We start from the raw sequence: 13,617 nt of genomic DNA, 5'->3' as shown, positions 1-13,617 counted from the left end.
GAGGCCGGTCCGGGCCGTCAGGCCGCTACGCAGTCACACCGTCAGGCCGAGTGGCCTAGGCGGGACGGGTCGACGGGGTGACGGAAGCCGAGGCCCAGGGCGTAGCGCTCCAGCTCCTCCACCGCCGTTGCCGCCAGGCGGTCCAGTTCGCCGCCGAGCGACCCCGCCACGTGCGGGGTCAGCAGCACGTTCGGCAGGTTGTACAGGGGGGAGACGGCGGGGAGGACCTCCGGCTCGGTGTGGTCCAGTACGGCGTGCAGCCGGCCCGAGACCAGTTCCTCGGTCAGTGCCGCGGTGTCGACGAGCGAGCCGCGCGCGGTGTTCACCAGGGTCGCGCCGTCCGGCATCAGGGCCAGCCGGGGCGCGTTCAGCAGGTGGCGGGTCTCCGGCAGCTCGGGAGCGTGCAGGCTCACCACGTCGCTGTGGCACAGCAGTTCGTCGAGAGGGACGGCCTCGGCACCCAGGGCCGCGAGCTCGGCCGGGTCGGCGTACGGATCGTGCATGAGCACCCGCAGGTCGAAGGGGCGCAGCAGTTCCAGTACGCGCCGGCCGATGAGCGAGGCTCCGACCAGGCCGACCGTGCGCCGGTAGTTGCCGACGGCCGGATAGCGGCGCAGCAGGTCGACGGGGCCGCGGGCGGCGCGGTAGGCGTGCGCTGATTCCAGGACGCGCTTGTTGGCGAAGAGGATGGCGGCGAGCGTGTACTCGGCGACCGGCAGGGCGTTCGCGGCGGCGGCGCTGGAGACGAGCAGACCGCGTTCCCAGCAGGCCGGGGTGACATGGCCCTTGACGCTTCCGGCGGCATGCACGACGGCCCGCAGCCCCGGCATCCGATCCAGCGCGTCCGCGTCCAGCGGAGGGCACCCCCAGCCGGTGAACAGCACCTCGGCCGTGGCCAGCCGCCGGGCGAAGGCGTCCTCGGCGAAGGCGGACCCGAAGTCGGTGAGGAGCAGATCGGGGTCCACGTCGGCGACCCGGACCAGCTCCGGCAGGACCCGGCCGCTGAGAACGGCGGCCCGGGTGCCGGGGCTCATGGCGAGCACGGTGGCGGGCCGGTACGGCGAGACGGCGGCCGATCCGGCCGAGGAGACGGGGTGGGTCACTTGACGGCTCCTGCGGTGAGATCCGACGAGAGGCCCATCCTTCGCACGGACGACCATGCCGTCAAGAGCGAACGCGCAAGTCGATCAAAACAATCAATTCAAATAGCCCGCCCTGCCCTTCACGGGCGAATGGTCAGCCGGGGGAGCAGTTCCAGATGCTGCCGCGGGCTCTCCTCGGCGCCCCCGCCGCCACCCCCGGCGAGCCGGTCCAGCAGCAGCTCCGCGGCCCGCGCCCCCACCTCGCGCTTGGCCGGCGCCACCGCCGACAGCGGTACGTCGGCCAGCCCGGCCACCTCGTCGTCGTACGTGATCACCGCAAGGTCATCCGGCACCCGCACCCCCCGTGTCTGGAGCCGCGGAATCAGCATGATCGCGTCCGTGTCGCTGTGGACCAGCGCGGCCGTCACGCCGCCCGAGGTCACCGCCGCGCACAGGTAGTCCAGCGTTCGCGCGAACACTTCCGCCTCCGTGTGCGGCCCCGGTCCGGCGGCCGGCCAGGCCGGTGCGGGCTCCAGCCCCAGCGCGGCCACGGCCGCCTCGAACCCGGCCCGCAGCCGAGTAGAGGTGGGCGTCTCCCGGCTGGCCAGCGCGATCCGCCGGTGACCCAGCCCCGCCAGGTGCCGTACCGCCCGCGCCGCGCCGTACGCGTGGTCGGAGGCCACCCGGTCCAGCGCCGCGGCCGGGTGCCCGGGCGGAGCCCACCGCTCCACCAGGACCGTGGGAACCGGCAGTTCCGCGGTCCAGGCCCCCTCGCCGGGGCCGGGCGAACCGGTGTCCCAGTTCGGGGTCAGCAGCAGCCCGTCCGCTCCCGTGGACAGCAGCCGGTCCGCCTGCGTCCGGTCCTCGCCCGGCAGGTACCGGGTCAGTCCTACGGTGAGCCGCGCGCCCATGGCTTCGACCACCTCGCGGGCCCCGCGCACGACGTCGGCGTAGTAGTACTCGGTGGTCGGCACCACCATCCCGATCACCAGCCCACCGCCGCCTCCGGAGGCGGCTCCGCCACCGCCTCCGTCACTGCCGACGGCGGGGCCGCCGCGCGCATCGGAGGCGCCGCCCGCGTCCACGCGGCTGATCACCCCGTGCATCCGCTGGATCTCGCCCCGCGCCGCCATCGCCTCGATGTCCCGCCGCAGGGTCACCGGGGAGACGCCGAGCTCCCGGGCGAGGTCCGCCACGCGCACGCTGCCGCGCACCTGGACGAGTTCGCGCACCCGGGCCTGACGGTGGTCTACATGCGGTCTCAAGGGTCCCCCTGCTGTCGGCGGGCGCTGCGCGGCGCAGCGTGAGGTGCTCGGCGTGCTCGGCGTGCTCGGTTTCATCATAGGGAATCGAAACGATCGAATTGATCGTTTCTGATCAACCGGTCATTGACGGCGCGGACCGCGCGTTCATATATTCGGCCGCGTCCCCGTACCTCACGGCAGCATCTCGACCTCTCCCGGGAGTCAGCGCATGCTCACGCACGACCAGGACGGCTTCCGGCGCGCAGACCGCCCCCACCGCATCGTTTCGGGGGCCCTGCACTACTTCCGGGTCCATCCCGACCTGTGGGAGGACCGCCTCACCCGGCTGCGCGCCCTGGGTGTCAACACCGTGGACACCTACGTCCCCTGGAATTTCCACGAGACCGCCCCGGGCAAGGCCGACTTCACCGGCTGGCGCGACCTCGGCCGTTTCCTGGGGATCGCCCAGGACCTCGGCCTCGACGCCATCGTCCGGCCGGGCCCGTACATCTGCGCCGAATGGGACTTCGGCGGCCTGCCCGCCCGCCTGCTCGCCATCGACGGTCTGCGCCTGCGCTGTTCTGACCCCCGCTTCGAGGCCGAGGTGGACGGCTGGTTCGACCTGGTCGTCCCCGAGCTGCTGCCCCACCTCGCGAGCCGCGGCGGGCCCGTCGTCGCCGTCCAGATCGAGAACGAGTACGGCTCGTACGGCAACGACGTCCGCTACCGCGCCCACGTCGAGCGCGGGCTCGTCGAACGCGGCGTCGACTGCCTGCTGTTCACCGCGGACGGTCCCGAAGACGCCATGCTGCAAGGCGGCATGCTCCCGGGCAGGCTCGCCACCGCCACCTTCGGTGCCAAGCCCGACGAACGCCTCGCGTACCTGCGCCGCTACCAGCGGACCGGCCCGCTCACGGCGATGGAGTTCTGGATCGGCTGGTTCGACCACTGGGGCGAGGAACACCACGTACGCCCGGCCGAGGAGGCAGCGGAGTCGCTCGACGAACTCCTGGCCTCCGGCGCCTCCGTCAACCTCTACATGGCCCACGGCGGCACCAACTTCGGCTACTGGGCCGGCGCCAACCACTCCGGTTCCCGCCCCGGCGACCCCGGCTACCAGCCCACCGTCACCAGCTACGACTACGATGCCCCCATCGGCGAGGCGGGCGAACTGACGGCGAAGTTCCACGCGTTCCGCGAGGTCATCGGCAAGTACCTGCCCCTGCCCGAAGGCCCGCTGCCCCAGCCGCTGCCCCGGATGGCACCATCCTTCGCCGTCCCCGGGGGCGTCGCGCCGTTCCTCGCCCACCTGGACGTCCTCGCCGGGGACCCGGTCCTGCGTCCGGCTCCCGAGCCCATGGAGAAGCTCGGCCAGGACCACGGCCTGATCCACTACCGCACCACGATCACCGGGCCGCGCCCCGCGATGCCCGTCAGGATCGACGGGCTCGGCGACCGCGCGTACGTCTTCGCGGACGGAGCGCCCCTCGGCATCCTGGACCGCAACGCCCCCGACGAGGGCCTCGACCTGCCCGTCGGCGAGGCCGGAGTCGTCCTCGACGTCCTCGTCAGGGCCCAGGGCCGGGTCAACTACGGCCCGCTGCTCGACGACCGCAAGGGCATCACGCGCGCGGTGCGCCACGGTCACCAGCACCTCTTCGAGTGGGAGATACGGCCGCTGCCGCTCGCCGACACGGCAGGTCCGGGGGCCCTGGAGTGGTCGGCGGAGGGAGCCGGGCCGGGCTTGCCCGCCTTCCACCGGTTCACCCATTCCCTCGCGGAGCCGCCCGCGGACGGCTTCCTCGACCTGTCCGGCTGGGGCACCGGCCTGGTCTGGCTCAACGGCTTCCTCCTGGGCCACTACGACACTCCGCGCGGCCCCCAGCGCGCGCTGTACGCCCCCGCTCCGCTGTGGCGGGCCGGCGCCAACGAGATCGTCGTACTCGAACTGGAGCACCCCGGAGCCGAGCTTCCGCTACGCGACCAGCCCGACCTCGGCAACCCCACGGTCGTGGACATCGACTACTGAGCGGCGCCGGCTGTTGAGCGGCGCCGGCCACTCAGCGGCGCCGGCTCCGTTGGTTGTCCACAGGCGGATGCCCGGCGCCAACCCGGCGGCCTAGACTGGCGACTTGGTTGATCATCTGCCGGACGAGCGTGGAGGAACGAAGAGCATGCGCTATCTCCCCCTGGGCAATTCAGGTCTTCAGGTGTCCGCGATCGGGCTCGGCTGCAACAACTTCGGCGGCCGCCTCGACCTGCGGGCCACCCGCGGGGTCGTGGACGCCGCGCTCGACGCCGGCATCACCTTCCTCGACACCGCCGACATCTACGGAGGCCTCGGCGGCTCCGAGACCCAGCTCGGCGAGGTCCTCAAGGGCCGCCGCGACCAGGTGGTCCTCGCCACCAAGTTCGGCTACCACGCCATGGACATGGGATACGGACCCGCCGCGGGCTCCCGCGGCGGCCGCGCCTACATCCGGCGCGCCGTGGAGGAATCCCTGCGCCGGCTACAGACCGACCACATCGACCTCTACCAGTTGCACAGCCCCGACCCGGCCGTCGCCATCGGCGAGACCCTCGCCGCGCTCACCGAACTCGTCGCCGAAGGCAAGATCCGCTACATCGGGCACTCCAACCTCACCGGCTGGCAGCTGGCCGAAGCCGCCCACGTCGCCCGCGAAACCGGCGCGGTGCCCTTCGTGTCCGCCCAGAACGAATGGTCGCTGCTCCAGCGGTCGGCGGAGCGCGAGCTCGTCCCGGCCGCCCTGCACTACGGCGTCGGCGTCCTCCCGTACTTCCCGCTCGCCAACGGCCTGCTGACGGGCAAGATCCGCCGGGACGCGCCCGTACCGGCCGGCTCCCGCCTCGAAGGCCGCGACGCGTACCTCACCGACGCGCGCCTCGACATCGTGGAGGCACTGGCCGCGCTCGCCGAGAAGCACGGACGCACCGTCCTGGAACTCGCCATCGGCTGGCTCTCCGCCCAGCCCGGCTGCTCCTCCGTCATCGCCGGCGCCACCTCCGCCGAGCAGGTGCGGGCCAACGCGGCCGTCGCCGACCGCCCGCTCGATCCCGAACTGCTGGCCGAGGTCGACGCCATAGCGGGGGCCGCCGGATGACGGGTCTCGGGGAAGGGACGGCGAAGTGCTGCCGTCCCTTCCCCGAGACCTCAGGACACCGGAGGCCTCAGGACACGATGTCCTTGCGCGCGAACCCGCGGAACGCGAGCGCGAACAGCACCAGCGCGTAGGACACCGACACCGCCACGCCCTTGATCATGCCGCCCCACTCCAGCTGCGGCTGGAGGGCGTCGGCCCAAGCGAACTGCCAGTGCGCCGGCAGGAACTCCCGCCACGACCCCAGCGCCGTCACCGCGTCCAGCACGTTGCCGACGATCGTCAGACCGACCGCCCCGCCCACCGCGCCCAGCGGTGCGTCCGTCCGCGTGGACAGCCAGAACGCCAGCCCGGCCGTGACCAGCTGCGACACGAAGATGAACGCGACGGCGATCGCCAGCCGGCCCACGGTGTCCCCGGCCGCCAGGGCGCCGCCCGTCGGGAGCTTCAGCGGCCCCCACCCGTACGCCGCCGTGCCCGCCGCCAGCGCCACCACCGGCAGCAGCACCATCGCCGCCAGGCTGAACGCCAGCGCCACCACCAGCTTGCTCCACAGCAGCCGGGCCCGGGGCACGGGCGAGGCCAGCAGGTAGCGCAGCGAGGACCAGCTGGCCTCGGAGGCCACCGTGTCCCCGCAGAACAGGGCCACCGGCACCACCAGCAGGAACCCGGCCGAGACGAACAGACAGGTGGCCGCGAAGTTCGCGCCCGAGGCCGTGGCCGTGTCGATGAGGGTGATCCGGCCGTTGCCGCCGCCCCGGCCGTCCGGCCCGCCGCCGACCGCGAAGGCGATCATCAGGACGAACGGCAGCGCGGCGAGGATCCCCGCCATCACCAGCGTCCGCCGCCGTCGCCACTGCCGCAGCGCCTCCACGCGCAGCGGCAGCGTCCGGCCTGCCCGGTAGCCGGGGGCCACCTCGGTCACCGCCACACCGTCGACCAGGTCCGGGGCATCCGTCACGGCGCTCATGCCGCACCTCCGATGAGGGTGAGGAACGCGTCCTCAAGCCGTCGGTGCGGTCCCACTCCGGACACCGGCACCTCCAGCCGTACGAGTTCGGTGATCAGCTCGGCGGCGCTCGCGCCGTCCAGCCGTACGAGCAGCCCGTCGTCGGTGCGGTCCACGGACTCCACTCCCTCCAGCGCGGCCAGCTTGCCGACCTTCGCCTCGTCCACCGGCCCGGCCAGGGTCACGAGCAGGGTGTCCCCGCCGCCGGTGATCTCGGCGACCTCGCCCGCCTGTACGAGGCGGCCGCGGTCCATGACCACCAGGTGCGTGCAGGACTGCTCCACCTCCGACAGCAGGTGGCTGGAGACGATGACCGTCCGCCCGGCCGCCGCGTAGCGGATCATCACATCGCGCATCTCGCGGATCTGCGGCGGGTCCAGACCGTTCGTCGGCTCGTCGAGGATCAGCAGGTCCGGCATCCCGAGCATGGCCTGCGCGATCGCGAGGCGCTGGCGCATGCCCTGCGAGTACGTGCGTACCGCGCGCTCCAGGGCGTCGCCGAGCCCGGCGATCTCCAGGGCCTCCTCCATGTGCGAATCCCCGGCGGGGCGGCCCGTGGCCTGCCAGTACAGCTCCAGGTTGGCGCGTCCGGTCAGGTGCGGCAGGAACCCGGCGCCCTCCACGAAGGCCCCGACCCGCGACAGCACGGGCGCGCCGGCCCGTACCGCGTGCCCGAACACCCGGATCTCCCCGGCGTCCGGGGTGATCAGGCCCATCAGCATCCGCAGGGTCGTGGTCTTGCCCGCTCCGTTGGGCCCGAGCAGGCCGAGCACCTGGCCCTTCTCCACCCGGAAGGACAGGTCCCGTACGGCGTAGCGGTCCTGCGCCTTGGCATAGCGCTTGGTCAGCCCGGTGATCTCCAGTGGTACGTCGGCCAGCGCCGGCTCGGGCTGCGGTGCGCCCGCCCGCATCCCGCCCCGCCCCCGGCCGGTCCTCCGGATCCCCACCAGCCCGGCGGCCAGCAGCACCGCCCCGAGCGGCATCCCCCAGGTCCACGCGGGCAGACCCGAAGACGCCGTGCGCACCCCTTCCGCGACGGGCACGGCCAGCGGCCCCTGCGCCGAGACGGTGTACGTGGCGGGCGCGGCGGGGGACGCGTAGCCCAGGTCGGTGGCGGCGACGACGAGCCGCAGCCGGTGCCCCGCCGCGACGGCGTGGTCGATCGCGGGGAGCCGGAGCTCGACGGTCCGGTCCTGCTGCGCGTTCTCCACCCGGACCGGGGCCACGAGCTGACTCGGCAGCACCTGCTGGCGTCCGTCGGGCCCGACGTCGTAGACCTTGCCGAACAGCACGGCCGAACCGTCCGCAGCCGTCGACCTCACCTTTAGGGTGACAGTCGGGGTTCCGGTGATCCGCACCTCACCGGTCAGCGGCTCCGATTCGAACCGGGCGTTCTGCCCGGGGAAGTCGAGCGAGAGGCCGCCTCCGAGGGCGGCGAGCTGCCCGCCGATGCCCGGGAGCGCGGACAGCGCGGGCGGGGCTCCGCCCGCCGGATTGCCGAAGCTCTGCTCGCGGCCGGCCAGCGCGAACTCGCGCGGGCCGGACAGCAGCCCGGGATAGGTGGAGCCGCTGGCTCCGCGGAGTTTGACCTCGCCGTCGGTGGAGTCGATGCCGCCGGAGCGCGAGACCCGGAAGGCGGGGCCGGTGTCCACGGACGGGTCGTCCTTGAGGTAGCGGTCGAACCAGGTCTTCACCCGGCCCTCGACGCGGTCCGCCTCGCGCATGCCGCCGTCGTGGCCGCCCGCCGCCCAGTCCACGGAGACGGGCGCCCCGTTGGCGGCGATGGCCTTGGCCATGGCATCGGCCTGGTCCAGGGGGAAGAGGGAATCGTCCTGGCCCTGTGTGATCAGGGTCGGGACCTTGATCGCGGAGCCGACGGCGGACGGGCTCCGCCGCTCCAGGAGCGCGCGGGCCTCCGGGTCGGGCTTGCCGGCCACCGCGACCCGCTCGTACATGGCGCACAGCTCGGGCTGGAAGCGTCCGCACCCGGGGGCGGACGCGGGGGCGCCGTTTCCGGCGGGGGTCCCGGTTGCGGCGGGGGCTCCGGGCTGGAGTCCGCCCGCGGAACCGGTGGTGAAGAAGAGGCCCGCCCACAGCTTCTTGAAGACGTCGTTCGGGAAGAGGGAGTCCGCGAGGTTCCAGTAGGTGATGGAGGGGGCGATGGCGTCCACGCGCGGGTCGTGACCGGCCGCGAGGAGGGAGACGGCCCCGCCGTAGGAGCCGCCCGCGATGCCCACGCGCGGGTCGCCCGCCGCGTCGAGCCGGACCTCGGGGCGGGCCGCGAGCCAGTCGATCAGCCGGGAGACGTCCTTGACCTCGTAGTCGGGGTCGTTCAGCCCGATCTTGCCGCCGGAGCGGCCGAAGCCGCGCGCCGACCAGGTCAGTACCGCGTAGCCGTCGCGGGCGAGCCGCTCGGCCTGCGGCCGGAGGTCTTCCTTGCTGCCGCCGAAGCCGTGCGCGAGGAGCACGGCGGGACGTTTCGCCCCGCCGTCCGGGCCCTCCCCGCCCCGGTCGCCGGAGGTGAAGTAGGAGATGTCGATTCCGGCACCGGGCATGTCGAGCACCCGGTCCTCACGGCGGACGGCCTGGTCTTCGCCGGCCGCGGCCGTGGCGGTCAGCGTGCCCGCCCCCGCGACGACGGCGAGCGCGGCGGCGCCCGCGAGCAGGCGGCTTCGGCGGCGCCGGGGCAGTCGGAGCTTCATACGGGAACCCTAATCGCCGGGCCGGCGTCGCCCGCGCTCCCGAAGGCTGAACTGCCGACGTTCTCAAGGACTACTCCACCCGTCGTCCATACCGCGTCTGCTGTATGCGGGGGCGCCCGCGGTACGCGCCGACCTGCGCGGTGCGCCGACCGGCGGGAGGATGGCCGCATGCTGCTGGCCGAGGTCGCGCACGTGTCCCGGGAGGTCGCCGAGACCTCCGCCCGGTCCCGGAAGACCGCCCTGCTCGCCGGGGTGTTCGCCGCCGCGCCCCCCGACGAGGCCGAGCTCGTGGTCTCGTACCTCGCCGGACGGCTTCCGCAGGGGCGTCCGGGGATCGGCTGGAGTGCGCTCGCCCGCGAGACGGAGCCCGCCACCGAGCCCACCCTGACCGTGTCCGCCGTGGACGTCGCGGTGACCCGGCTCGCCGCCGTCGCCGGGACCGGCGCGCAGGCCGAGCGCCGCCGGATCTTGGACGGCCTGCTCGGCGCCGCCACCGGACCCGAGCAGCGGTTCCTGCGGAGCCTGCTCTCCGGTGAGGTCCGCCAGGGCGCACTGGACGCGGTGGCGCTGGAGGGCGTGGCCGCCGCGGCCGGGGTGCCGGCCGCCGAGCTGCGCCGGGCCGCGATGCTCGACGGCTCCCTGCCCCGGGTCGCGGCGGCGGTCCTGGCCGACGGGGCGGCGGCCCTGCGAGGGGTGACCCTGCGCGTGGGGCACCCCGTACAGCCGATGCTGGCGAACACCGCCAAGTCGGTGGCCGAGGCGCTGGCCGCGCTCGGGCCGTGCGCCGTGGAGGAGAAGCTCGACGGGATCCGGGTACAGGTCCACCGCGAGGGGGACGAGGTACGGGTGTACACGCGTTCCCTCGACGAGATCACCGACCGGTTGCCGGAGGTGGCCGAGCTGGCCCGGTCGCTGCCGGGCGAGCGGTTCATCCTCGACGGGGAGGTCATCGGTCGGCCGGGGGCCGACGGGCGGCCCGTGCCGTTCCAGGAGGTGGCGAGCCGGGTCGGCTCGCGGGTCGACGTCGAGGCCGCCCGGCGGACCCTCCCGGTCGCCGCCTTCTTCTTCGACGTCCTGGCGGCGGGCGCGGACGTACTCCTCGACCGGCCGGTGCGCGAGCGTTACGAGATCCTGGCCGCCCTGGTGCCCGAGGAATCCCGGGTACGCCGCCTCGTGGCCGAGGACCCGGCGGCCGGGCTCGCCGACGCGGAGGAGTTCTGGGCCGAAACCCTGCGCCGGGGCCACGAGGGAGTGATGGTCAAGGGACTCGACTCCGCCTACGCGGCCGGACGGCGCGGCAAACACTGGCTCAAGGTGAAACCGGTGCACACCCTGGACCTGGTGGTGCTCGCCGTCGAACGGGGACACGGCCGGCGCACCGGGCTGCTGTCCAACCTGCACCTGGGCGCACGGGCGGCCGACGGGAGCTACGCCATGCTCGGCAAGACCTTCAAGGGACTCACCGACGAGATGCTGCGCTGGCAGACCGAGCGGCTCGGCGAGCTCGCCGTCGAGGACGACGGGTACACCGTCCGGGTCCGCCCCGAACTGGTCGTGGAGATCGCCTACGACGGGCTGCAGCGCTCCCCGCGCTATCCGGCCGGGGTGGCCCTGCGCTTCGCGCGGGTCCTGCGCCACCGCCCCGACAAGCTCGCGCGGGACGCGGACACGGTGGAAACGGTGCTCGGCGGGCGCGGGGAGGAGGAGGACCCGCCCGCCTAGGACGCAGCCGTTTTGCCTCAGAGGCAAGAGAGATTGCCAGGGGGGTAAGAATCTGGCTCAATCGGGGCATGACAACCGGTCCTGCCCCCGGCCCCGAAGACGCGGCCGACCCCGACGGCGACAGCGGCGAGAACGCCGACAGCGGCCTGGAGCTGCCCACCGTGGCCCCGCAGCTGCGCGAGCTCCGCCGCCGCGCCGGGCTCACCCTGGAGGCCGCCGCCTCACGGGCCCGGCTCTCGCCCGCCCACCTGTCACGACTGGAGACCGGCCGGCGCCAGCCCTCGCTGCCGCTGCTGCTCGGCCTCGCCCGCACCTACGGCACGACGGTCTCGGAGCTGCTGGGGGAGACCCCGGCCGTGGCCGATCCCATCGTACGGGCCGGCGGCCCCGGCGCCCGCGAAGCCGACGGCTGGACGTATTGGCAGGCCGGCGGCTCCGGCCGCGGAATGCAGGCGCTGCGGGTGCACGTCCCCTACGGCCGCAGCCAGGGCGAGCTGGTCCGCGCACATCCCGGGGAGGAGTGGCTGTACGTACTGAAGGGGCGGCTGCGGCTGCACCTCGGGGAGAGAGAGCACCTGCTGGAGCCGGGGGACAGCGCGCACTTCGACTCGCTCACCGCGCACCGGATCGGCGCGGCCTCGTCCACAGGGGCCGACCTGCTGTTCGTCCACACCCTGCTCCAGAGCAGCCTCGCCGGGCTGTGCCTCGGCACCTCCCACTCCACCACCACCGCGCGCCACCCGTAGCCGACCGACAACCGAAGGAGTCGTTCCCATGTCCCGGACAGAACAGCAGCAGCCCGAGGCGACGCAGGCGGCACAGGCGACGCACGCGCCGACCGTGTTGCGACGCATCGAGTCGAAGTTCCCGCGCGGTCTGGTCATCCGGCTCATTGCCTACTTGTTCGTAGGCCATCTCTTCGCCTTCTTCGTCTACTTGCTCTTCGTCCTGGGCGCCAAGAGCCAGTGAGGGCGGGCGCGAAGTTTCCGCTCATGGCTCTAGGAACCTGCAAGTCTTGAAGTTACCCTCCGCGCATGATTTCCACGGTTGTCTGGGGTACCGGCAACGTCGGCCGTTTGGCCATCCGTGCCGTAGAGGCCCATCCGGCGCTGAAACTGGCCGCCGTCATCGTCCACAATCCCGAGAAGGTCGGCCGGGACGCCGGTGAACTCGGCGAACTCGACTACCAAGTCGGGGTCGCGGCCACCGACGACATCGAGGCGGTACTCGCCGCCCGCCCGCAGGCCGTCTTCTACGCGGCGTCCGGCGACATCCGCCCCGACGACGCCCTCGCCGACATCACCCGGGCGATCGGCTCCGGTGCCGTCGTCGTCAGCCCCGCCCTCTACCCGCTCTACGACTACCGCAACGCACCACCGGAGTTCCTCGATCCGGTGACCGCCGCGGTCGCGGAGGGCGGCGGCTCGCTCTTCGCCTCCGGCGTCGACCCCGGCTGGGGCAACGACGTGCTCCCGCTCCTGCTCAGCGGACTCGGCACCCGGGTCGACGTCATCCGCTGCCAGGAGATATTCGACTACTCCACCTACGACCAGCCGGACTCGGTCCGCCTCCTCGTCGGCATGGGCCAGCCCATGGACTTCGAACCGATGATGCTGATGCCGTCCATCCCGACCATGGTGTGGGGCGGTCAGATACGGATGATGGCCCGCGCCCTCGGCGTCGAACTCGACGACATCCGCGAGACGGTGGACCGCCGCGCCCTCGACACCACCGTCACCACCCGGACGATGGGCGAGTTCGAGGCCGGCACCCAGGGCGCCATCCGCTTCGAAGTGCAGGGCATCGTCGAGGGCGAACCCCGCATCGTCATCGAGCACGTCACCCGCATCCACGCCTCCTGCGCCCCCGACTGGCCCTCCCCGCCCGACGGCGGGGACGGAGCCCACCGGGTCGTCATCGAGGGCCGCCCGCACATCGAGGTCACCATCGAGGCCACGGACGAGGGCGAGAACCGCTCCGCCGGCGGCAACGCCACCGCCGTCGGACGCCTCGTCGGCGCCATCGACTGGCTGGTGGAGGCCGAACCGGGGCTCTACGACGCCCTGGACATCCCGCTGCGCCCCGCCATCGGCAAACTCGGAAGGAAACACCCATGAGGATCGACGTACCCGAAGGCCAGCACCCCATCGAGTACGTGTGGGGCGACCTGGTACCCGGCATCGGGATGGCCGCGGCCAACTTCTCGCTGTCGGTGTACGCCCACACCACCCTGGGGCTGCGCGAGTTCGAGGCGGCCCGGCTGCGCGTGGCGCAGATCAACGGGTGCATCTTCTGCCTGGACTGGCGCACGGACCGGGACGGGGAGAAGGTCGAGGAGGAGTTCCCCGAGGCCGTCACGGAGTGGCGCACCACCGACCGCTTCGACGAGCGCACCCGGCTGGCGGCGGAGTACGCGGAGCGGTACTGCCTCGACCACCACGGCCTGGACGAGGAGTTCTGGGAGCGGATGACGGCGCTCTACAGCCAGGTCGAGATCGTGGAACTGACGATGAGCATCGGGTCCTGGCTGGCCTTCGGCCGGCTCAACCACGTGCTCGGCCTCGACAGCGTGTGCATGCTGCCGGGCCACTGACCCGCAGAGCGGGAGCGAGAACGAGACGCACACGGGCCCGGGGGCCGGGGGGGGTGCCTCGGGCCCGGGGCGGGGGGGGGGCGGCGACGGCCAGGCGGCGACCGAGGTGTGGGTGGGGGTGTTCTTTTCGCTGTTTGGCGGGGGGA

General features: G+C 73.1%; 11 protein-coding genes. 7 read left to right on the top strand and 4 right to left on the bottom strand.

The features are described 5' to 3' along the window. Window positions 1–41 precede the first annotated feature (41 nt). Together ACFXDJ_RS05495 and ACFXDJ_RS05490 are read right to left on the bottom strand one after the other, a co-directional pair. Complete coding sequence (locus tag ACFXDJ_RS05495) at window positions 42–1,034, bottom strand: hydroxyacid dehydrogenase (RefSeq protein ID WP_384652232.1); 993 nt, start codon at window positions 1,032–1,034, stop codon at window positions 42–44. Window positions 1,035–1,222: 188 nt separating this feature from the next. Continuing rightward, a complete protein-coding gene (locus ACFXDJ_RS05490; protein ID WP_384652198.1) occupies window positions 1,223–2,347 on the bottom strand; it encodes a substrate-binding domain-containing protein in 1,125 nt (374 codons plus the stop codon). Window positions 2,348–2,555: 208 nt separating this feature from the next. Between ACFXDJ_RS05490 and ACFXDJ_RS05485 the strand changes: the two genes are divergently transcribed. Both ACFXDJ_RS05485 and ACFXDJ_RS05480 read left to right on the top strand, forming a co-directional pair. After that, the gene (locus tag ACFXDJ_RS05485) at window positions 2,556–4,355 is read left to right on the top strand and encodes a beta-galactosidase family protein (RefSeq protein ID WP_384652196.1); all 1,800 of its coding nucleotides are present in this window, start codon (window positions 2,556–2,558) and stop codon (window positions 4,353–4,355) included. 145 nt (window positions 4,356–4,500) lie between these two features. Continuing rightward, on the top strand, window positions 4,501–5,448 hold the full coding sequence (locus tag ACFXDJ_RS05480) for an aldo/keto reductase (RefSeq protein ID WP_384652194.1): 948 nt from the start codon (window positions 4,501–4,503) through the stop codon (window positions 5,446–5,448). A 67-nt stretch (window positions 5,449–5,515) separates the two neighbouring features. On the opposite strand, the gene ACFXDJ_RS05475 is transcribed toward ACFXDJ_RS05480, so the two are convergent. Beyond that, entirely contained in the window at window positions 5,516–6,415 is a 900-nt protein-coding gene (locus ACFXDJ_RS05475; RefSeq protein ID WP_384652192.1) for an ABC transporter permease, read from the bottom strand. Beyond that, on the bottom strand, window positions 6,412–9,156 hold the full coding sequence (locus tag ACFXDJ_RS05470) for an alpha/beta fold hydrolase (protein ID WP_384847872.1): 2,745 nt from the start codon (window positions 9,154–9,156) through the stop codon (window positions 6,412–6,414). The genes ACFXDJ_RS05475 and ACFXDJ_RS05470 overlap by 4 nt, the downstream gene beginning before the upstream one ends. A gap of 168 nt (window positions 9,157–9,324) precedes the next feature. On the opposite strand from ACFXDJ_RS05470, the gene ACFXDJ_RS05465 reads away from it, so the two are divergent. From ACFXDJ_RS05465 to ACFXDJ_RS05445, 5 genes are all read left to right on the top strand, one after another. Beyond that, on the top strand, window positions 9,325–10,878 hold the full coding sequence (locus tag ACFXDJ_RS05465) for an ATP-dependent DNA ligase (RefSeq protein WP_384652186.1): 1,554 nt from the start codon (window positions 9,325–9,327) through the stop codon (window positions 10,876–10,878). 68 nt (window positions 10,879–10,946) lie between these two features. Beyond that, the gene (locus ACFXDJ_RS05460; protein WP_384652184.1) at window positions 10,947–11,624 is read left to right on the top strand and encodes a helix-turn-helix domain-containing protein; all 678 of its coding nucleotides are present in this window, start codon (window positions 10,947–10,949) and stop codon (window positions 11,622–11,624) included. A gap of 28 nt (window positions 11,625–11,652) precedes the next feature. Next, window positions 11,653–11,847 carry a DUF6126 family protein gene (locus ACFXDJ_RS05455; protein ID WP_384652181.1) on the top strand — a complete coding sequence of 65 codons (195 nt, stop codon included), beginning with the start codon at window positions 11,653–11,655 and terminating at the stop codon, window positions 11,845–11,847. 65 nt (window positions 11,848–11,912) lie between these two features. Beyond that, on the top strand, window positions 11,913–12,995 hold the full coding sequence (locus ACFXDJ_RS05450) for a dihydrodipicolinate reductase (RefSeq protein ID WP_384652179.1): 1,083 nt from the start codon (window positions 11,913–11,915) through the stop codon (window positions 12,993–12,995). Beyond that, window positions 12,992–13,471 carry a carboxymuconolactone decarboxylase family protein gene (locus tag ACFXDJ_RS05445; RefSeq protein WP_384652177.1) on the top strand — a complete coding sequence of 160 codons (480 nt, stop codon included), beginning with the start codon at window positions 12,992–12,994 and terminating at the stop codon, window positions 13,469–13,471. The genes ACFXDJ_RS05450 and ACFXDJ_RS05445 overlap by 4 nt, the downstream gene beginning before the upstream one ends. The last annotated feature ends 146 nt before the right edge of the window (window positions 13,472–13,617 follow it).

It is taken from the genome of Streptomyces sp. NPDC059443 (assembly GCF_042750105.1).
Classification (GTDB): domain Bacteria; phylum Actinomycetota; class Actinomycetes; order Streptomycetales; family Streptomycetaceae; genus Streptomyces.
The sequence above is the reverse complement of the archived record's forward strand: the minus strand, read 5'-3'. Positions and strand labels throughout refer to the sequence as shown.

Bases quoted from the DNA above. Each gene is read 5' to 3' on its own strand.
- ACFXDJ_RS05495 (WP_384652232.1), bottom strand. From the start codon at position 1,034: ATGAGCCCCGGCACCCGGGCCGCCGTTCTCAGCGGCCGGGTCCTGCCG.
- ACFXDJ_RS05485 (WP_384652196.1), top strand. From the start codon at position 2,556: ATGCTCACGCACGACCAGGACGGCTTCCGGCGCGCAGACCGCCCCCAC.
- ACFXDJ_RS05480 (WP_384652194.1), top strand. From the start codon at position 4,501: ATGCGCTATCTCCCCCTGGGCAATTCAGGTCTTCAGGTGTCCGCGATC.
- ACFXDJ_RS05475 (WP_384652192.1), bottom strand. From the start codon at position 6,415: ATGAGCGCCGTGACGGATGCCCCGGACCTGGTCGACGGTGTGGCGGTG.
- ACFXDJ_RS05470 (WP_384847872.1), bottom strand. From the start codon at position 9,156: ATGAAGCTCCGACTGCCCCGGCGCCGCCGAAGCCGCCTGCTCGCGGGC.
- ACFXDJ_RS05465 (WP_384652186.1), top strand. From the start codon at position 9,325: ATGCTGCTGGCCGAGGTCGCGCACGTGTCCCGGGAGGTCGCCGAGACC.
- ACFXDJ_RS05460 (WP_384652184.1), top strand. From the start codon at position 10,947: ATGACAACCGGTCCTGCCCCCGGCCCCGAAGACGCGGCCGACCCCGAC.
- ACFXDJ_RS05455 (WP_384652181.1), top strand. From the start codon at position 11,653: ATGTCCCGGACAGAACAGCAGCAGCCCGAGGCGACGCAGGCGGCACAG.
- ACFXDJ_RS05450 (WP_384652179.1), top strand. From the start codon at position 11,913: ATGATTTCCACGGTTGTCTGGGGTACCGGCAACGTCGGCCGTTTGGCC.
- ACFXDJ_RS05445 (WP_384652177.1), top strand. From the start codon at position 12,992: ATGAGGATCGACGTACCCGAAGGCCAGCACCCCATCGAGTACGTGTGG.